Annotated in this window: 17 protein-coding genes; 9 read left to right on the top strand and 8 right to left on the bottom strand. The window is 65.1% G+C overall.

All coding sequences use genetic code 11. From position 1 onward, the window contains the following. Positions 1-12: 12 nt before the first annotated feature. The 3 genes from WBB07_RS02595 to WBB07_RS02605 are packed head-to-tail and all read right to left on the bottom strand — an operon-like array spanning position 13 to position 2,920. On the bottom strand, positions 13-1,158 hold the full coding sequence (locus tag WBB07_RS02595; protein ID WP_526304477.1) for a thiolase family protein: 1,146 nt from the start codon (positions 1,156-1,158) through the stop codon (positions 13-15). Then, positions 1,155-1,532 carry a Zn-ribbon domain-containing OB-fold protein gene (locus WBB07_RS02600; RefSeq protein WP_526304478.1) on the bottom strand — a complete coding sequence of 126 codons (378 nt, stop codon included), beginning with the start codon at positions 1,530-1,532 and terminating at the stop codon, positions 1,155-1,157. The genes WBB07_RS02595 and WBB07_RS02600 overlap by 4 nt, the downstream gene beginning before the upstream one ends. Then, positions 1,529-2,920 (bottom strand): MFS transporter, encoded by a 1,392-nt coding sequence (locus WBB07_RS02605; RefSeq protein ID WP_526304480.1) that lies wholly within the window; start codon positions 2,918-2,920, stop codon positions 1,529-1,531. Before WBB07_RS02605 ends, WBB07_RS02600 begins: the two co-directional genes overlap by 4 nt. Before the next feature lie 350 nt (positions 2,921-3,270). On the opposite strand from WBB07_RS02605, the gene WBB07_RS02610 reads away from it, so the two are divergent. The 7 genes from WBB07_RS02610 to WBB07_RS02640 all read left to right on the top strand — a co-directional run bounded on the left by WBB07_RS02610 (position 3,271) and on the right by WBB07_RS02640 (position 11,829). Beyond that, entirely contained in the window at positions 3,271-4,638 is a 1,368-nt protein-coding gene (locus tag WBB07_RS02610; protein ID WP_526304482.1) for an MmgE/PrpD family protein, read from the top strand. Between the two features lie 44 nt (positions 4,639-4,682). Then, complete coding sequence (locus tag WBB07_RS02615; RefSeq protein ID WP_526304484.1) at positions 4,683-6,200, top strand: aldehyde dehydrogenase; 1,518 nt, start codon at positions 4,683-4,685, stop codon at positions 6,198-6,200. Positions 6,201-6,218: 18 nt separating this feature from the next. Then, complete coding sequence (locus WBB07_RS02620; RefSeq protein ID WP_526304486.1) at positions 6,219-7,370, top strand: zinc-binding dehydrogenase; 1,152 nt, start codon at positions 6,219-6,221, stop codon at positions 7,368-7,370. Between the two features lies 1 nt (position 7,371). Then, entirely contained in the window at positions 7,372-8,562 is a 1,191-nt protein-coding gene (locus WBB07_RS02625) for a CaiB/BaiF CoA transferase family protein (RefSeq protein ID WP_526304488.1), read from the top strand. 40 nt (positions 8,563-8,602) lie between these two features. Continuing rightward, entirely contained in the window at positions 8,603-9,358 is a 756-nt protein-coding gene (locus tag WBB07_RS02630; protein ID WP_526304490.1) for a GntR family transcriptional regulator, read from the top strand. Between the two features lie 826 nt (positions 9,359-10,184). Further along, positions 10,185-10,955 (top strand): dienelactone hydrolase family protein, encoded by a 771-nt coding sequence (locus tag WBB07_RS02635; protein WP_085178086.1) that lies wholly within the window; start codon positions 10,185-10,187, stop codon positions 10,953-10,955. A gap of 268 nt (positions 10,956-11,223) precedes the next feature. Then, positions 11,224-11,829, top strand: a complete 606-nt coding sequence (locus WBB07_RS02640) for a class I SAM-dependent methyltransferase (protein ID WP_085178087.1) — start codon at positions 11,224-11,226, stop codon at positions 11,827-11,829. Between the two features lie 88 nt (positions 11,830-11,917). Here the strand turns inward: WBB07_RS02640 and WBB07_RS02645 are convergent, their stop codons facing one another. After that, the gene (locus tag WBB07_RS02645; protein WP_526304492.1) at positions 11,918-12,244 is read right to left on the bottom strand and encodes an HAD family hydrolase; all 327 of its coding nucleotides are present in this window, start codon (positions 12,242-12,244) and stop codon (positions 11,918-11,920) included. Positions 12,245-12,413: 169 nt separating this feature from the next. Here WBB07_RS02645 and istA point away from each other — a divergent pair, with 169 nt between their 5' ends. Beyond that, positions 12,414-13,931, top strand: a complete 1,518-nt coding sequence (gene istA, locus WBB07_RS02650; protein WP_078332422.1) for an IS21 family transposase — start codon at positions 12,414-12,416, stop codon at positions 13,929-13,931. Continuing rightward, positions 13,928-14,704, top strand: coding sequence for an ATP-binding protein (locus tag WBB07_RS02655; RefSeq protein WP_078332421.1), 777 nt, complete (start codon positions 13,928-13,930; stop codon positions 14,702-14,704). The genes istA and WBB07_RS02655 overlap by 4 nt, the downstream gene beginning before the upstream one ends. A gap of 108 nt (positions 14,705-14,812) precedes the next feature. Here WBB07_RS02655 and WBB07_RS02660 read toward each other — a convergent pair whose 3' ends face one another. The 4 genes from WBB07_RS02660 to WBB07_RS02675 all read right to left on the bottom strand — a co-directional run bounded on the left by WBB07_RS02660 (position 14,813) and on the right by WBB07_RS02675 (position 19,109). Next, complete coding sequence (locus WBB07_RS02660) at positions 14,813-15,127, bottom strand: hypothetical protein (RefSeq protein ID WP_526304495.1); 315 nt, start codon at positions 15,125-15,127, stop codon at positions 14,813-14,815. Positions 15,128-15,178: 51 nt separating this feature from the next. Next, positions 15,179-15,946, bottom strand: coding sequence for a hypothetical protein (locus WBB07_RS02665; RefSeq protein WP_234813870.1), 768 nt, complete (start codon positions 15,944-15,946; stop codon positions 15,179-15,181). A 74-nt stretch (positions 15,947-16,020) separates the two neighbouring features. Next, complete coding sequence (locus tag WBB07_RS02670; protein ID WP_085173304.1) at positions 16,021-17,034, bottom strand: TniB family NTP-binding protein; 1,014 nt, start codon at positions 17,032-17,034, stop codon at positions 16,021-16,023. Next, positions 17,022-19,109 carry a TnsB C-terminal domain-containing protein gene (locus WBB07_RS02675; protein ID WP_234813873.1) on the bottom strand — a complete coding sequence of 696 codons (2,088 nt, stop codon included), beginning with the start codon at positions 19,107-19,109 and terminating at the stop codon, positions 17,022-17,024. The genes WBB07_RS02670 and WBB07_RS02675 overlap by 13 nt, the downstream gene beginning before the upstream one ends. Between the last annotated feature and the right edge of the window lie 5 nt (positions 19,110-19,114).

Raw genomic sequence — 19,114 nt, forward strand, 5'->3', positions numbered from 1 at the left:
TCACCTTCGTGTTCAACGATTCATCAGGAGCACGGTGACCGAGCCACCATCGGTGCCGCTGACCGTGCCCCCCTTGCAGTACGCCAAGCCGACGCGCGCGTTGTCGACCTGACGGGCCTGGGCTCGACCGGTGAGTTGCCAGGTCAGTTCGCACGCTTGCGCGACGCCGGTGGCTCCGACCGGGTGGCCTCGACTCAGCAGCCCGCCACTGGTGTTCACGGGCAGCTTGCCGCCGATCGCCGTGTCGCCGTTGGCGGTCCATGTGCCGCCTTCGCCCTTCGGCACGACACCGAGTCCTTCCAAACGGACGATCTCGGCGATCGTGAAGCAGTCGTGCATCTCGACCAGGTCGACATCTTCGGGTCCGTACCCGGTCAGGTTCCATGCCTGGGCCGCGGCCCGCCGTGAGACATCCTCTTCGTTGATGCTCGTCTCCGGCGTGATGCTGGTGCCGCTGACCAGGGCACACCCGGCGATCCTGGGTGCCGAGCCGTAGCCCAACTTGGCGAGACCTCTGGCACTGCAGAGTACGACGGCGGCGGCGCCGTCGCTGATGGGGCTGCAGTCGAGGAGACCGAGAGGTTCGGCGATGACCCGCGCGTCGAGAACCTCTTGCAGGCTGATCGGACGCTGGTACTGCGCGTACGGGTTGTGTACCGAATGGGCGTGATTCTTGACGGCGACGGCCGCGATCTGTTCGCGGGTGGCGCCGTGGTCGAACATGTAGCGGCGCGCGCTCATGCCATGGTTGGCGGCCATGACCATTCCGTTGATCGCGTCGAGATCGGTCGGGTCAGGCATCACACCCCCGGACACCCGATCGGTCATTTTCTCCGCACCGATCACCAGGATCACGTCGTACATGCCTGCGGCAATCGCGATCCAGGCTTCGCGGATCGCGGTCGCTCCGCTGGCGCAGTAGTTCTCGTGGTTGGACACCGGTAGACCGGACAGCCCCACCTGGGCGGCGACGCGCTGCCCGGCCACGGGCCCGCCGAACACGTGCCCGACGTAGAGGGCTTCGATGTCCGCCACAGTGACGCCGGCATCGGTCATGGCGGCGCGCGCGGCGCCGGCAGCCAGTTTCTCGAACGTGACGTCGGCGGGGTACTTGCCGAACCTGACCATGCCGGCACCGGCGACAAAGGTGTCGCTCATACGGTTTCCACCTCCCGGAATCGGTACCAGGACAACTCGGTTCCTTGTTCGTCAGTTCGCAGTGCGTGCAGTTCCACCTCGACCGGACTGCCGATGGTCGGTGCTCCCTCCGCCACGCCGAGCAGCCGCACCCCGTCCTCGAGGTCGACGGTCACCAGCCGGTACGGCGTTGCCAACGGCGGGGGAGCCTGATGCACCACTGTCCAACTGGCGACGGTGCCGCGCCCGCTCAGCACCACGTCGTCGACCTCCTGGTTGCCGCAGAACGGGCACACTTGCCGGGAGGGGAATGACCGCCGGCGGCATCGTTGGCAGGCAATGCCTTTCAGTCCTGGCGGGTCGATGCTGATCACATCGTCACGCAACGGTTTCATTGCTGGGCCCCTTCGGAGACAGCGGCGGTTTTTGCCGGGGTGGATTGGTTGCTGAACAGTGAGGTCCCGCGCGTCTCCGGCAACCACTTCCACAGGACCAGGAAAGCGACCGTGGCGACGAACACCAGGTAGACGGCGGGGGCGATGACAAACGCGAACGCCGCGGCGATGGAAGCCGCCACGAACGGGCCCGGCCCACCGACAACGGCCTGGGCGATGTTGAACCCGACCGAACTGCCGGTCACGCGCAGACGCGCGGGGAAGAGTTCGACCATGATGACGCCGAGCATGACGTTGCACATCGCTTCGAACCACGCCAGTAACGCCAGACCAACCAGCGCCAGTGCCCAGTTTCCGGTGGCGAGCAACGCGAAAGTCGGTAGCGCGACCAGCGCCACACCTGCGGCGCCGATCAGCATCGTGGGGCGGCGCCCGATCCGGTCACCGATCATTCCCGCGAAGGGGCACATCACCGAGTACATCGTGAGGCCGGCGACGGCGAGCATCAGGGCCGAGGCCGAGGTCATGCCGACCTGGGTGGTCAGGAACGTGTTGACATAGGTCGCCAGGTAGTAGAAGGCCAGGCCGGTCACCGACGTGCACGCGAAAACCAGCAGTATTCCTGAGCGACTGTGTTTGGCGGCCGACTTCAAGGGTGCATGTTCGACTTCATGTGTCTGCTGCAGACTGCGGTAGACCGGGGTGTCTTCCAGGCGCAACCGGACATACAGGCCGAGGACGGACAACGGTCCGGCGACCAGGAACGGCACTCGCCAGCCCCAGCTGCTCATCTGGTCAGCGGACAGCATGGTCGTCAACACCAAGGTGACGATTCCGCCGAACATCACGCCCAGCGACGCTCCGGCAGATACCACACTGCTGAACAGCCCCCGCTTGCGCTCGGGCGCGTACTCCACCAGAAATGCTGCGGCGCCGGCATATTCGCCGCCGGCGGAAAACCCTTGTGCACATCGGAGCAGCACCAACATGATCGGTGCGGCAACGCCGATGCTGGCGTAGGTCGGCAGCACTCCGATACCGATGGTGCAGATGCCCATCATGACGATGGACAGCGACAGCGCGGCGCGCCGCCCGATACGGTCACCGAAAGCGCCGATCACCAGCCCGCCCAGCGGGCGGAAGAAGAACGCGACGCCGAACACCGCGAGCGACGCCAGCAGTGACGTGGTGGGGTTGTCGGAGGGGAAGAACAGGCGGCCCAGCGTCGCCGCCAGGAATCCGTAGACAGCGAAGTCGAACCACTCCAGGAAGTGACCGATACCAGCTGCCGCCGCCACTCGGCGGGACACCTTGGGCGGTGGCGCCTCGGTCTCGGCGCTGGACTCATCGGTCGGCGACGGAGGGGTCAGAGAGGGTGGGTTAGGCATCGAAGCCTCCTTGGGGAACGTTGCCGGCTGCGGTGCCGCGACGTGTGAATTGTGACGAAGTTTGTACGGAGAGACGTCTGCGGCGGAAACTGCCACAGAGAGTGACGTCAGTCATACGGACAACTTGGACCGTAGTCGCTCGCCAGCGGTGAGTCAACCCCGCGGTGGCAGGGGGGCTGCGCGGCTGGAACCATGCGGATAGGCCTGGTTGAAGCGCCTATCCGAGGGTTCAACATGCCGGATCCGCCTGTGTCGACCCCGTGGGTGATTGACATCTGCAGTGCGGACTCTTAGTGTCAAAAGTCATCCGGACAACTTTGAGGCGCAGCGCCCGGAGCGAGGAGACATTCATGACGGAACAGACGGTTGTCGAACGGCTCGGCACTTTCGCCGCCGAAATCACCGTGGACGAACTGCCGGACGCGGTCGTCCAGCGAGCCAAGGCGTGTTTGCTGCATGCTTTGGTGGTCGGGGCAGCCGGTTCGGTGGCCGAGTTCGGACGGCGGGCCGAGCAGACCTCCATCGGATGGATCGACGTACCGGATCGGGGCGGTTTCGCTCGGTCGCTGGTGTCCGGGCACTGGCATCCGGCGGAGGCCGCGGCGTTTGTCAACGGCGTGCAACTGCATGCCCGCGCGCAGGAAGACACCCACGGCACGTTCCACCCTGGCGTTTGTGTCATCCCGGCCGCACTGGCCAGCGCTGAAGCCCACAGCGCCGATGGCGCAGCTGTTCTCGCCGCCGTGGTTGCGGGATACGAGGTGGGAACTGCGCTGTCGGCGACCATGACAGAACTGACCACCCCGCCGTTCCGGGCCACGGCTGTCTTCGGGCCCATGGCAGCCGCGGCCGCTGCGGGCCGGGTCCGCGGTTTCGACGCGCCCACCATGACACACGCGATCGCGATCGCGGCCGCGATGTCGGGGGGGACCGCCGAGTCCTTCGGCGCCGGCACCGACGAATGGCATTTCCAGTCCGGGAACGCGGCCGCCGTCGGTCTACGGGCGGCGCAGTTGGCCAGTGCCGGAGTCACCGGTTCCCGGACCGCAATCGAGTCGCCGTCGGGTTTCGTGGATTGCTTCGCGGGCCGCAGCGATGCACTGGCCGGTGTCGAACAACTCGGCAGCACCTGGAACATCCGAGGCGTGACGTTCAAGCCGTACCCGGTCTGCGCGTTCAACCAGACGCCGGCCATGCTGGCGGTCCGGATACACCGGGAAGGTGTTCGTGCGCAGGATATTTCGTCAGTACAGTTGAGGATGAACGAACGGGAGGCGACGTATCCGGGGATGGCGGCCCAGCCGCCGTTCGCCAGTGCGGTGAACACGTTGATGAGCGCCCGGTTCGCGTTCGCCGCCGGCCTGGTCCGCGGTGATATCAGCTACTCGACGCTGCTCGACTTCACCGACGCGGACATCATGCAGGTGGTGGCCAAGATCGACCTCCTGCCCGAGCCGAACCGGCGGGCCAAGACCGCCCACGCGACCGTCGTACTGTCTGACGGATCCACCCGAATCTGGGCGATCGAAGACTCGGATGCGTTGTTGTCCTGGGACTTCGACGGGGTGGTGGCCAATGCCGGGCGGCTGGCCGACGAAGCGCAACTCACCGCAGACGAACTGCAGGCCCTGGTGGACGCAGTGTCGTCGATCGAGCGCATGCCATCGGTGGACCGACTGGTCACCGCGGCGCTCGCCAAAGCTGCACAACCGGCGTGACGCCGACGAACTCTTGCCATGTAGTGGAAGGAAGGAAACGCACGATGACTGATCAACTCGAGGCCGACACACCGGGGCGCACCGAAGCGCTGCGCCATCACCAGATGTACATCGACGGCCGATGGGTCGACGCCGCCTCCGGTGCGACGTTCGAAACAGTGAACCCGTACACCGGAAAAGCCTGGGCCACGGCTCCGTTGGCCGGCAAAGAAGACGTCGCCACCGCGGTCCAGGCGGCCCGTCAGGCATTGTCGGGTCCGTGGGGATCGATGTCGGCAGCACAGCGCGGAGTGCTCATCCGCCGACTGGCCAACCTCATCGAACCGCACGCTGAGGAACTGGCACGTATCGAGACCACCGACAACGGCAAGGTCATCCGCGAAACCAAGGCGCAGATGGCCGGCCTGCCCGCCACCTACGAATTCTTCGCCGGGGCGGCGGACAAGATCTTCGGCGACACCATTCCCGCGCCCCAGACGAACTTCTTCACCTACACCCGGCGCGAACCGATCGGCGTCATCGCGGCGATCCTGCCCTGGAACAGCCCGTTGTTCCTGCTGGCCAGCAAGCTCGCACCCGCGTTGGCAGCCGGATGCACCTTCGTCGCCAAGCCGGCTGAGCAGACCCCTTGCAGCACGCTCGAATTCGCGAAGCTGGTCGAGGAGGCCGGATTCCCGCCCGGTGTGTTCAACGTTGTCACCGGTCCCGGTGAGACGGGTGCGGCACTGACCGCGAACCCCGGTGTGGACAAGGTCACCTTCACCGGATCGACGGCCACCGGGATCGCGGTGATGAAAAGCGCGGCCGACCACCTCGCCGAGGTCACGCTGGAACTCGGCGGCAAGTCGCCGAACATCATCTTCGACGACGCTGACCTCGACGCCGCGGTCAACGGTGTGATGGCGGGTATCTTCGCCGCGACGGGGCAGACCTGCATCGCGGGTAGTCGGCTGCTGGTGCACCGGTCGGTGCACGACGAAGTGGTGCAGCGCCTGATCGATCGGGCACCCGAGATCAAGATGGGCGACCCGCTCGAGATGGAGACCGAGATGGGGCCCATCGCGTTCGCCGAACAGCTCGACAAGGTGCAGGGTTACGTCGAAATCGGCAAGGGGGAGGGCGCCACGGTGGCCTGCGGCGGCAAGCGTCCCGCCGATGCACCGCTGTCCGACGGATTCTTCTTCGAGCCCACCATTCTCACCGGAGTCGACAACACCATGCGGGTGGTCCGCGAGGAGATCTTCGGGCCGGTGCTGTCGGTGCTGACCTTCGACACCGAAGAAGAAGCGGTCGCCATCGGCAACGACACCAATTACGGTCTGGCAGCAGCGGTGTGGACCAAGGACGTGCAGCGCGCGCACCGCCTCGCGCACCGCCTCAACGCCGGCACGATCTGGATCAACTCCTATCGGGTCCTGGCCAACAACGTGCCGTACGGCGGGTTCGGTCAAAGCGGTATCGGCCGGGAGAACGGTATCGAAGGCCTGAACGCCTATCTGCAAACCAAGTCCGTGTGGGTGGAACTCACCGGCGAAACCCGCGACCCGTTCAAACTCGGCTGATCAGAAGGAAACGACATCATGACCACAACATTCGACATCCCCGCCACCAGCCGGGCCGCGGTACTCACCGAACACGGTGCGCCGCTGGAGATCCAGGAGATCCCGGTTCCGCAGGAGCTGGAACGCGGCGCACTGCTGGTGCGCATCGAAGCGGCCACGGTGTGCGGCTCGGACCTGCACCTGTGGGACGGCTCCCTGGCCGGCAGCCAGGCCCTGGATCTCCCGGTGATCCCGGGCCACGAAATGGTCGGCCGCATCGTCGCGATCGGTGACGCCGCCGACCGCGACACCTTCGGTACGCCGCTACAGGTCGGCGACCGCATCTGCTTCACCCACGCATCGTGCGGCCAGTGTGAGCACTGCCGCTTCGACAACCAGCCGACGCTGTGCACCAACCGGCAGTACTACATGTTCACCAATTGCAGCAAACCGCCGTACCTGGTGGGCGGGTTCAGCGAATACACCTACGTGTTCCCGAATTCCGGACGGGTCCGCGTCCCCGACGAGGTGGAGACGGCGTGGGCGTCGGCCGCCAGCTGTGCCCTGCGGACGGTGGTCCACTCCTTCGAACGGATCGGCAAGTTGAACCCGTGGGACACCGTGGTCATCCAGGGAGCCGGGCCGCTGGGCCTGTTCGCCACCGCACTGGCCGACCACCTCGGGGTGGGGCGCATCATCACCATCGGCGCCCCCGACTCCCGGTTGGACATTGCCAAGCAGTACGGCGCGACGGATCTGGTGTCGGTGCTCGACCACCCGGAGCCCGACGCCCGCGTGGCCGCCGTGCGTGAGCTACTCGGGGGTCAGGGCGCCGAGGTTGTCTTCGAATTCTCCGGCGCACGAACAGCGTTCACCGAGGGCCTGGGAATGATCAAGGAGGGTGGCCGGTACATGGTCACCGGCCAGATCGACGGTCCCGGCAAAGAGGTACCGGTGCGGCCCGGCTTCATCACCCGCCAGCAGCTGACCATCATGGGCACCTGGTCGGGACACATCGCCGAGTACCGCAAGGCGCTGCAATTCATGAAGAACACCAGAGACAAGTACGACTTCGGTGCGCTGGTGCCACACCGCTACCGCCTCGACCAGGCCACCGAAGCGCTCAGCCGCATGCGGGCGCAGGAAGACATCAAGCCGGTGATCGAGCCGCACCGCACCGAGGACAGCTGATATGCGGACACTCGACGGCATCCGCGTCCTGGAGATCGGTCAGTACATTGCCGCCCCGTATTGCGCGATGATGCTCGCCGACCTCGGCGCCGAGGTCATCAAAGTGGAGAAGCCCGCAGGGGGAGACCCACGCCGAGAATACGACCCACTGCGGCGCTCCGAATCCGGCTCGATGAGCGGGGGATTCCTGAGCTACAACCGCAACAAGAAGTCCGTCACGCTGGATCTGTCCGACCCAGGGGACCGGCGCCGCTACCGTGCGCTGGCGGCCACCGCCGACGTGATCGTGGAGAACCTGCGGCCCGGCGCCGTCGACCGCCTCGGCCTCGGTTACGACACGCTCAAAGCCGACAACGAGCGGTTGATCTACTGCGCGATCAGCGGATACGGTCGGCTGTCGAGCCACAGTGGCCCCTATGCGCAGCGCCCGGCGTTCGACACCGCCATCCAGGCGATCGGCGGGTTGATGGCCGTCACCGGCGAACCCGATGGACCCCCATTGCCGACGGTGACCGGCTTCGCGGACGTATTCACCGCCATCCTGGCCACCGTGGGGGTGTTGTCCGCACTGCAGGGGAGGGAACGTTCAGGTGTCGGCGCGTTTGTCGACCAGAGCATGTACGACGCGGTGGCGTCGCTGCTGGAACGTGAACTCATGCTGTGGGACTTCACCAATGAACCGCGCCAGCGTGGCGTCGACCGCTACGCACCCTTGGGGGCGCTGCGTGCCAAGGATGGCTACGTCGCGCTCATCCTGCCGACCCAGGAGATGTGGCGCCGGTTGTGCGTCGCGATCGAACGACCCGACCTCCTCGAGGACGCCGGGTTGTCCACCGTGGTGCAACGCGCCGAGAACTTCGCCTCCCGCATCCGCCCGGAAGCCGAGAAGTGGACCGCGGTACGGACCCGTCGCGAGATCGTCGAGCAGTTCGCGTCACACGGGCTGCCGGCCGGTGAATGCCAGACCATCGACGAGCTCTACGAGTGCGCACACCTGGCCGCACGCCGGATGTTCCTCGAGATCGACGACCCGCACGCGGGGGTGCGGCGGATGATTCGTACACCCATCCTGACCGATACCTACGAGGGGCCGCGCGCCGATTCCGCTCCCCAGCTGGGAGCGGACAACGACCTTCTGGACGCTATCTTGGACACCATGCCCGGTGAGGTCGCCCAAGATCTGTGCGGATGAGATGAGGAACCAGTGACCTCGTGGCGGAAGGGAGACGTCGGTGTCATCGGATGATTCGGCGTCTCCGGCGCGCACCCCGGCGTACCGGGAACTGGCCGAGAAGCTGCGGACCGACATCGAGGCCGGTGTCTACTCGGAGGGCCGCAAGATGCCCACCGAGAGTGTGCTGCAGTCCAAACACAATGTCAGCAGACACACCGTCCGTGAGGCTTTGCAGATCCTGCTGACCGATGGGCTGATCTACAAGGTCCAGGGCAGCGGCACCTACGTCGGTGGCCGCCGCTTGGACAGCAAGGGCCGCTACATCCGGTCCATCGGTTCCCTCGACGAGTTGATCATCTGGCCGGACACCGACACCGAGGTGATCGAACCGTTCACCGTCGCCGTCGACCCGTCGGTGGCGGCCCGGCTCGAACTGTCCTACATCGAGGTGAGCCGGGCGGTGGTGCGTCGTCACTACAGCGGTCTGCCGTTTGTGCTGACCCACCACTACGTCGCACCCGAACTCGGCGAACAACTCGCCGCAGACGGAGTCCCCGCTGTCGGTGAAGGCACCGTCATCGGGGCAACGGAGAAATTCCTCGACAAGCCGGTCATGGGGGCGCAGCAGGAGATCACCGCGATGATCGCCCAAGAACCCGAAGCGGAGCTGATCGGGTGTCGTCCCGGCGACGCGATCCTGCTGATCGAGCGGTTGTACTACGACGCCGACGGCAAGTACGTCGAGTTCACGTCGTCGCATTTCAACCCGCGCCGATACTCCTACCGGCAGGACATCCGCAGGCGCAGTTCCTGAAGCGATGCAGGGGTTGATTATGAGCCAACCGCTGCAATTCAGATCAATATTGGTTCGCAGTGGTGCTCGCCCGCTACGGCAAGACTCCCGGGCGGTTCGACCGGCTACCGGCCCTTGTGGTGTCCGGCAAACTCCGACGACCCACCTTCTGGGTCGGAAGATCTTGCGCGGTAGGCCAATTCGACGAGTGGGCGCCGATTCATCCCGGCAGTAGCGGCTAGCCACAAAGCCTTTCGGAAGACCGTCTGCGTGAACCAATTCGCTTGGTTTCCGGGGTGCTCCTCGTCGAAGGTGAACCCCGACAGTCGGCCCTCAAAACCGGAGAAGCATTACCTCATCGCGGAGCCGCAGTATGGGTGGAGGTTTCTTGCACCCCAACGCCCGCTTTGCGGGCCGCCGAAGTCTTTATGAACGACGTCGCCACCAAGTGTCCGTTCTCATCTGACCTGATGTATGGACGGCGTCCTGAACTGCGGTGTATCAGTTCGGGTGAGAATCCGACGGGTCAGCTTTCTCATTTCATCTGATACAAGAGGTTCGCTGGTCGTTAGCGTCGTTGATGCCATGCCTGATTTTGACTGCGGATTCGGGAGTCGGTTGATCGCGAATTTCGGAGTCGGTGAGGGCTCATGGTGAGCGAGATTGCTCACGAATCCTGGAGTCATTTCGAACCGATGGTCGGGGCAGCTCCTGTTGTGGGTCGGCCCGCGTACTCCGGCTCGATGGTGTGGTCTGGCAAATGCGGATCGTGTTGGTACTTACTGGCAACTTCGGCCGAAAGCGAACGACGGCGAGGCAACGGCAGCTGTTTCGATAGCGTGGGGTGATGATCGCGACGCGCGAAGCCCGCTACGACGTGGACGGTCTGACAATGGTCGCCCACTTGGCGCGGCCGATCCGCGAGGGGCCGTGGCCGGCCGTGCTTATCGGCCACGACGGGATCGGTCTCGACGATTATCAACGGCGCCGCGCCGACGATCTGGCCGCCCACGGTTATGTGGCCTTGGCGATGGATTACCACGGTGGCCAGGTGTACTTCGGCAGGCCGGACGCGATGTTGGCCCGGGTCATGCCCTTGATCGCCGATGCGGAGAGGATGCAGGCTATCGGGCGCGCCGCGCTCGATGTCCTCCTCACGGAGCCGGGTGTCACTCCTGACAGGCTCGCCGCCCTCGGCTATGGTGCCGGCGGCAGCATCGTGCTCGAACTCGCCAGTGCCGGTGTGCCATTCAAGGCTGTTGCCGCCGTGCATCCCGGTCTGTCAGATGTCAGCGAAAAGGATTGGACCAACGTGACCGGCACCTTCCTTCTGTGCACTGGCTCCGAAGACCCGCTGTGCACGCCCGATCAGGTCCTGGCGTTTGGCTACGGGCTCCAAGACGCCGGGGTCGACTGGCGCGTCAATGTCTACGGCGGAGCCAAGCACGCATTCTGGGCCCGGCCTACGAACCCTGACGGGTCGCCCGCCGCGGGGACCACTCACACCGCGGCCACCGTGCCCGGCGTTGGGTATCACCCGGCCCACACTCCGCGCGCATGGCGTGCGGTGCTCGACCTGTTCGACGAGACCTTTGGCGACCTGAGGCGGCCTGACTGAATCAGCGGCGCGACGTCGCGGGGGTGTCGTCGGCAAAAACGGCTCATGGGGGCGGGCGGTGAATGCCTCAGCAGCTGCTTGCCAACCACTGCACGGTTGGCCGAAGTCCTCTGGCCAGGGCCGCAGCCCGGACTACATCAAGAACAGGTGCACGGCTGGTGACTCCCCGATTCACAGTCAACGACTTCACTGCGACACCACCGACTCCGAAATTCGCGATCAACCGACTCCCGAATCCGCGGTCAAAGCCACATGCCAGAGTGGTCAGGTGAGCAAGAACCAGGATCGGTGGAACCACAACATCCACTACTACGACATCGTCATCGACGCCGCGTCATCCACCGCTCGCACCGCTGTGGACGTCGGCACTGGCGACGGTTTGTTGGCCATCCGGCTTGCCGAGAAGATTCCCGACGTCACCGGCATTGATTCCGACGCCGACATCATCAACCTGGCTCGATCCAGTACCTCCACCAACGTCACCTGGATCACCGGCGACGCACTCACCTCGGCCCTGCCCGCTGAGCACTATGACCTGGTCGCCGCAGTCGCTACCGTCCACCACTTTCCCGACTTGGCGGCCGGCCTGCAGCGCCTCGCTGACATCACTGCAACCGACGGCACACTTGTGGTGATCGGCTGCGCCCGCAGCTCCACTCTGCCCGATTACGTCAGTGATGCAGTCGGCGTCCTGCAACACCAGGTTCTTTCACGCACGCGCGGGTTTTGGCAGCACAACGCTCCGGTGCAGATGCAGTTCCCGCATACCTACGGCGAGGTCAAAAAGATCGCGGCGGCGGTGCTACCCGGCATGGAGTGGCGTCGCCTCCCGCTATGGAGATACGCCATCACCTGGCACAAGTCAGCGCAGTAGCTAACTGCCCATTCGTCGACGTCGCCCTGTCCGAAATGATCGTCTTGGCGGACTTCGGTTTTCGCTGTCAAAGTCGCTCCGCGCACGATCAGCTACAGTCCGAAGCGAAGAGTGTTGCCAGTTCGTGCAGCGAGTTCACCCGCAGATCAGCAAGCACCGCTTCTTCTTTGAGGGCGTGAATGTGGCCCCATGGTCCGCGGCGGATGAACGCCGTGTGCATCCCGATCGCGCGGGCGGGCAGTATGTCGTTGTCGAGGCGATCACCCACATACAAGATGCTCTCGGCGGGAGCCTGCGCTTCGGCGATCAGCCGGTCGAAGAACGCGGGGTCTGGCTTGGCTACACCCCATGCTGCGGATGATGCCATGTCGACGGACATGAAAAACTGCCCGTAGGCGGACATGAAAGTGCCCATCCGCGGCCAATAAGAACTGCCCACTGGCGGACACGAATGTGCCCGCTGGCGGCCATGAATCTGCCCAGACCCTTGTGATGCCGCCCGGCGCGTCAGCGCCGGGGCGGCCTCTCCTGCGGTTTCGATGTCGATGCCTAGTCGAACTCGAACACCACAGGAGAGACCTACCATGAAGTCTGACGGAGAACTTATGGACATACTCAATGCTTACGACCTGACCGGCAGCTACCGCGCTGCCGCTGAACTGTGCGGCTGCTCGCACCACACCGTGAAAAACGCTGTCGACAACCGCAACGCCGGTCTGCCACCGGCGACCCGGCGAGCCCGGATGATCGACGACTGGCGCGGCCTGCTCGAGACGTGGGTCGCCGACTCGAAAGGCAAGATCCGCGGCGACAAAGCCCACGACAAGCTGGTCGCACTCGGCTACACGGGTACCGACCGCACCACCCGCCGAGCCCTGGCGGAGGTGAAAGCGCAATGGCGCGTGGGCAATACCCGGGTGCACCGACCGTGGATCACCGAACCCGGATTGTGGCTGCAGTACGACTTCGCCGACGGCCCCGTGGTCGCTGGCCGCAAGATCGTGCTGCTGGTGGCCTGGCTGGCCTGGAGCCGCTACCGCATCGTCCTCGCCCTGCGCGACCGCACCGTACCGAGTGTGTTCGCCGGCCTGGACCGCATCTTCCGCCACCTCGGCGGTGCCCCGACCTACCTGCTGACCGACAACGAGAAAACCGTCACAGTCGGGCACATCGCCGGCGTGCCGGTCCGCAACCGCGCCGCGGTCACCTTCGGCCGGTATTACGGCATCTCGGTGCTGACCTGTGAACCCGCGGATCCGGCGTCCAAGGGAGGGGTGGAAAACGCCGTGAAATTGGCCAAAGCCGACATCGTGCCCACCGAGACGAACCTGCTACCGCAGTACGACTCGTTCGCCGACGTCGAAGCCGCGTGCGCGGGGTTCACCACCGAGATCAACGCCCGGACCCACCGCGCCACGGGTCGGCGCCCGGTGGAGATGCTCACCGCTGAGCGTCCCGCCCTGCACGCGATCCCGGACCTGCCGCACACCGCCGCCCTCGGTGTCACCCGCCGGGTCCCCGACAACACCCCGATGGTCACCTTCGAACACTGCCAATACTCTGTTCCAGCAATACTTCTGGGGCAGACGGTGTGGATCCGCCACCACGACGGCACCGATGAGGTCATCTGCTGCGCCCTTGATGACGGCGGCCCGGTCGAGGTGGCCCGGCACCGCCGCGCCACCCCGGGCAGCCCCGCGATCGATGACGCGCATTTCCCCGGGCACCATGACAAGATCCCCGGTGACTACACGGTGCGGGCCCGCACCGTCAGTGAGCAGACGTTCCTGGCACTCGGGCCGGGTGCAGCGGTGTGGCTCAAAGAAGCCGCCGCCGTGGGCACCGAACGCATCTTGCAGAAGATGGCGCACGCCGTCGAGCTGGCGGCGTTGGCCGGCCGCGCCGATGTCGACTGGGCGCTCGGGCATGCGGCCGTGCACGGTCGGTTCGCCACCGGCGACCTCGACTCCATCCTCGCCGCCAAAGGGTTGGATCTGACTCGCCGCGGCGCCGATGAGCACACCTCGCTGGCGCAAGGCACCAGTGGGTGGAACCTGTTCGGCCGCACCGTCATCGACACCGACGAGGCAGGCATCCGATGACCACCGCCACACCTGCCACGTCCTTGCCCGCCGAGGTGGAATCGCTGATGCGGTCGCTGCGGTTGCCGCACGCCCGGGCGATCGCCGCCGACGTGCTGGCCACCGCCCGGGCCCAACGCTGGGACCCCACCGAAGTCATCAAAGCGTTGCTCACCGAGGAAGCGGCCGGGCGGGCCCGGTCCATGCTCGCGGCCCGCCGCAAAGCCGCCGGGTTCCCCACAGGCAAGACGTTCGACGTCTGGGACCCGGCCGCCTCATCGATCCCGCTACCCACCCAGCAGGCGCTGCAGACCCTGGAATGGGTGCACCGACGCGAGAACCTGGTGGTCTGCGGGCCCGCTGGCACCGGCAAGACATTCTTCCTCGAAGCGCTGGGACAGAAAGTGATCGAAGCCGGGATGCCGGTGGCATGGTTCACCCTGGAGCATATCGGGGTCCTGGTGCGGGCCCACCGTGCCGACGATTCCCTGGGCAAAGCGGTGGCCAAGATCGTGCGCGCAGAGCTCGTCGTCATCGACGACGTGGGACTTCTCCCGGTCGGTGCCGATGCCGCTGAAGGGCTCTACCGCATCGTTGAAGCCGCCTACGAGCGCCGCTCCGTGGCGATCTCGTCGAACCTACACCCCAGCGGCTTCGACGAACTGATGCCCAAGACCTTGGCCACCGCGACCGTCGACCGGCTGCTCCATCACGCGCACCTATGCCAAACCAGCGGTGACTCCGTGCGCCTGGCCCAAGCCCTGCACGGGAAAGGAGTCAAGCCCCTGACCTGACAGACACCACCGGTGGCGGACACACCCGTCTGGGCAGATTCATGTCCGCCACTGGGCAGTTCTTATTGACCACCTACGGGCAGTCCTTCCGTCCGCCAATGGGCACTTTCAGATGTCCATTGACAATGCCACGAAGTCTGCTTCCAGCCCGGCTGTTGCGAGCATCTGCTCGACGGTTTCTGGTTGGTTTCCGGCAACGCCGACGATCAACCCTGCTCGACGCGCCGCGGCGACGCATTCCAGAGCATCGGGATACAAGTCTCCGAAGCCGGGGTCGACGCCCACTGTGGGTCGATCGACGCCAAGAACCTCCCACAGATCGTGGTGATGTCGTCCGGTGGCGATCAGGGCTCCCAGCACGCTGCTCAAGGTCAATGGCGTCACCGAGTCGTTGGGCGAGTTCGCTCCACATTCGAGTCTCATCAACCAGTGTCTCGCCGATGTCGAACGTCACGCATCGGATTTCCGGCGGGATCATCGGGACTCCCGGATAATCTGCTGGTTGTTCAGCCAGCCGTCGAGGGCTGCGTCGGTCGCTGTCTCGTGCTCGGCGCCGAACACTGCGTTCGCGGCTGCCAGGAGAGCCATGCGGGCGGGGCTGGGATCACCGGAGCGGTTCAACAATGCGGGCCGTCGATCGATGATGACCGCGGCCATCTTCACCGTTTCGACGTAGGTGGCGATGTGCAGGTTGACCGTTGAGATGCTGGCCCATCGCCCTCCCAGGGCGATGCCGGTAACCGCGCTCTCGCCGATATCATCACTGTGTCGGAATCGTCGCTGCCGCAGAACTATACGTGATGCGTCGTTGATCGCTAGCTCAACGATGTCGGGGTTGTTGCGCTTGGCCAGGGCATGATGCGCCCTGGCAGCTTGGGCAACGGCTGGATAGTTTTTGAGTGATATCTGATCGTCCCATCGCTGGGCGGAAGGGCCGATCCAGCGGTTGTGGCGATGGCAGACGGTGAGGTGGTCGGGCAGCCAGCAATGGACCGGCTGGGTCGCCCCTCGCCTGGCTGAGCAAAACCGGCAGAGTGGGCGGGCCCGTGCCCGCTGGCGGGTGAGGTCACGTTCATCAGCGGTCAGGCCCCGCAGTCGGGCGCCGAGGACATGTCGTGGGTAGCCGCTGAGCCGGGCGAGGCGGTCGGGGTCGACGTAGTGGCCTTCGCGTGCGGCGTAGTCGCGCAGGCTTTGGGGCGGGAGTCGGTTGGCGTGGGCGAGTCGGGTGGTGAAGGAGTGCACGGTTTCATCGCGAAATGCGGTGACTGACTGCGGAAGTGGTCGTGGTGGTAGTCGGGGCCAGTCGTTGATCACTGCTATCCGGCGCTGCGTTGGGCTGAGGCCTGAGCTGCGTAGTCGATGAGGACGCTGTCCAAGCCCTGACGGTCGATGTGTTCGGTGTGGTCCAGCATTGCCCGGATGGCTGCCGAGCGGATGAGGTGGGCAAGGCTTCCTATCATTCCGCCGGTGCGTTGGTGCAGGTATTTCGTCTGGCGCACGAGCGTGCCCGGCTCGTGTCGGTGCAGTCGCAGGGTTCCCTCCATCGCGGCGACCAGTGCTCGCCACTCTTGCCCATACGGGAAGGCCGCTGTGTTGATGACACCGCAGCGCCCGGCCAGTTGGCGGCCGCGGGTACCGGTAAAAACCCCGGAGCGTTCGACGTCGATGCCGGCGTAGACGAAGGTCGCAGGGAGGTGTTCGGTGAAGTACTTCAAGTGGTCGGAAAGCTCTTCTCCGGCGCGGGTATCGAGATTGAGGTTATGGATCTCGTCGACGACCACGATGTCGGTACGCGCGTCGATGAGCACTTGGCACACCGCGTCGGCGATATCGGTGACGTTCATCCGTCGTACCGGTGGAAGCCCCAGGAAGCGGGCGAATTCCATAGCGAGCTTGCGAGCTGAGCCCTTCGGCGGAGCGGTCACGTAGACGACGGGGATACGGGTTTTGTCCGAGTAGCGGGTGCGGATCCGAAGTTCGTGGAACCGACCGAGTTGTTTGATCGCCGTGGTCTTTCCGGTGGCCGCGCCACCAGAGACGATCAGCCCCCGCCGGGCGCCGATCTCGCGTTGATTCAGCAAAGTGAGCAGCTGGCCCTCGTTGGTGATCTTCTGGATCGCCGAGGTGGTTACCACGACGAGCTCGGAATGATGGGCCACCCTGGCCTCGTTGTAGGCGATCCGATCAGCGTCGTCGAGATCAGACCAGCCTTGTTCGGGCAGCAAGGTGAATTCAGGCCGGTCCGCGTCGATGAACCGTCGCCACCCTTCCAGGGTTGTCGTCGGTTGCCGGCGCTCCTCGAGTTGACTGATCGGGCTCACCAATGCCACTGCTCGGCCTCCTTACGTGCGTCGAACACCGGCAACGGGATGACATCAGCGAGATCGTCATCATCGGAACCTTGGGGCCCGTCGCTGCTCATCTCCGGCGGTTCCTGGTTCTGGTTGGTGTCCTCCGGCCTGGCGGGGTGTGGCCAGGACGGCTCGGGGATGGATCGGGCCCTGGCTGCTGCGCGTCGAGCTGCTGGCGGGTTCTGCTGGGTGTCGGGGCCGCGTTCGGCACGGTCCAGTAGGGCGTCGGCCGCCGCCGCGATCTCGGCTTCGGTCACCGGATCTGCGCCCCTTTCGGAGACGATCGCTTGGGCTTGCTTCCACACGGTGTTCCCGAATGGCACTGCAGCGGTGCGCATGTGGGTCCAGGTCGCGGTGATCCAGCCGTCGTCGTGGTGGTTGCGGACCCAGATCTGAGAGACGTCGTAGGGGTCGTAGTGAACCTCCCACCGTCCGTTGCGGGACCGAACCCCAGAGTCGGCCCGGCGGTACGGGTTCAGTGCCCGGGCATCGTAGGTCCGGTGATTGACCCGGATACCCGCTGAGCCGATGGTGCGCCACGTCGCGGGTAATAACTCGATGTAGTCGTCGGCGCTCAGCGGTACTGGGACGTAACCCGCGACTTCGACCAGGGCCGCGTACTTCTCGTTGGGCGTCAGTGCTTTGCCTGGGGTCACCGGGTCACGTAGTCCGTCGTGGGGGCGGTTCTGCCACACCGCGACGAGCCACTCATCGAGCAACGCCTGCAGTTCCAGCAATGACCACACGGCGTCCTGGTCGGCGTTCTTGCCGCGACGTTCGACGCTGGAGCCGACATAGCCGGCGACGTATTGGGCGAACAATGTGCCCACTGACTGCAGGGTGCGTTCCACTTTCGGTTTGTCAGTGGGTTGATCCGGATGAGCGGGTTGCAGGTTGATGCCCAGTGAGCAGCACGCCTGCTCAAAGGTCTTGGAGAGAAATGCCTTCCCGTGATCACAGACGATGGTCTCGGGAGCGATTACCGGGCGGGCCGCGGCGTCGGCGAGGCGTTGATCGATATCGGTCAAACGCCGGTGCGGCAACACCGAGCGTGACAACCGCAACGCATCAGACCAACCCGGGCGCATCGGCTCTGGGGTCAACGCCTTGGCCAACAACAACGCGGCATCGACGGCCTTGGTGGTGGGCCGCAGAACTGCCGCCGGGATCGAGCGGGTGACGTTGTCGACCATGGCGGTCAGCTCCACCCGATCGACCACACCGTCATCAAGGACCACCCTCACGTCCAGCGGGGTGGAGTCGATTTCCACCATTTCACCGGGACGGGCTGCGGTGACCGTCCCGAAGGGGCCGTCGGGTTGTTTGGCTAATGACCTGCGGGTACGCGCGGAACCGAAGGTGTGTTTGCCTTCCTCCAGGCGTTTGACGAGCCGGTAGAACGTGGCCTGTGACGGGACTTTCGGGGCGTCGTCGGCACCGTATTCGGCCAGCAGCGCCTTCTCCAACTTGCGCTGGAGCCTGCTCACCGTGCCGGTCGATACGTCAGTCTCGTTGTCGATGAGACGCCGGACCACGGCAACGACACGCTCATCAACACGACCCAACACCGGACGTCTGGCGAGATAGCGGCCGTCCACCAATCCCAGAAGACCTTTGGCCTCGTACCGGGATCGCTGACGTTGCAGGGTGATCAACGCCAGATCGTGACCGGCGGCACGCAGCTCCTCAAGCTTGGTCAGCTCCCTTTGGCGAAGGGACCGGACCGCCGGATCGAACTCTGGACGGATCGGCTGCCCAGCAGGACTCTCAGGTCGGCGCCCGGTCAACACCTCGACGATGTGGTGTTCCCACCACCGTGCCCGATCAGCGACCTCCTCGGGCACACCTTCGAGCGCCTCAACAGACCACAGCACCGGCCGTGACCCCGCCAGCACCTCCAGAGTCGAATCGGCCAGCACCGCCGCCAGGGGAACAGTTGTGCGTTCACCAACAGCGTCGATGAGCCGTACCGATCCTGCGGCCAGACTCGAGACCGTGAAAACCCGTGAACCTAGGCGGATTTCGTCACCTTCACGGATCACACCACCTCGCAGCGAAC

Source organism: Mycobacterium sp., assembly GCF_049647605.1.
GTDB lineage: Bacteria > Actinomycetota > Actinomycetes > Mycobacteriales > Mycobacteriaceae > Mycobacterium.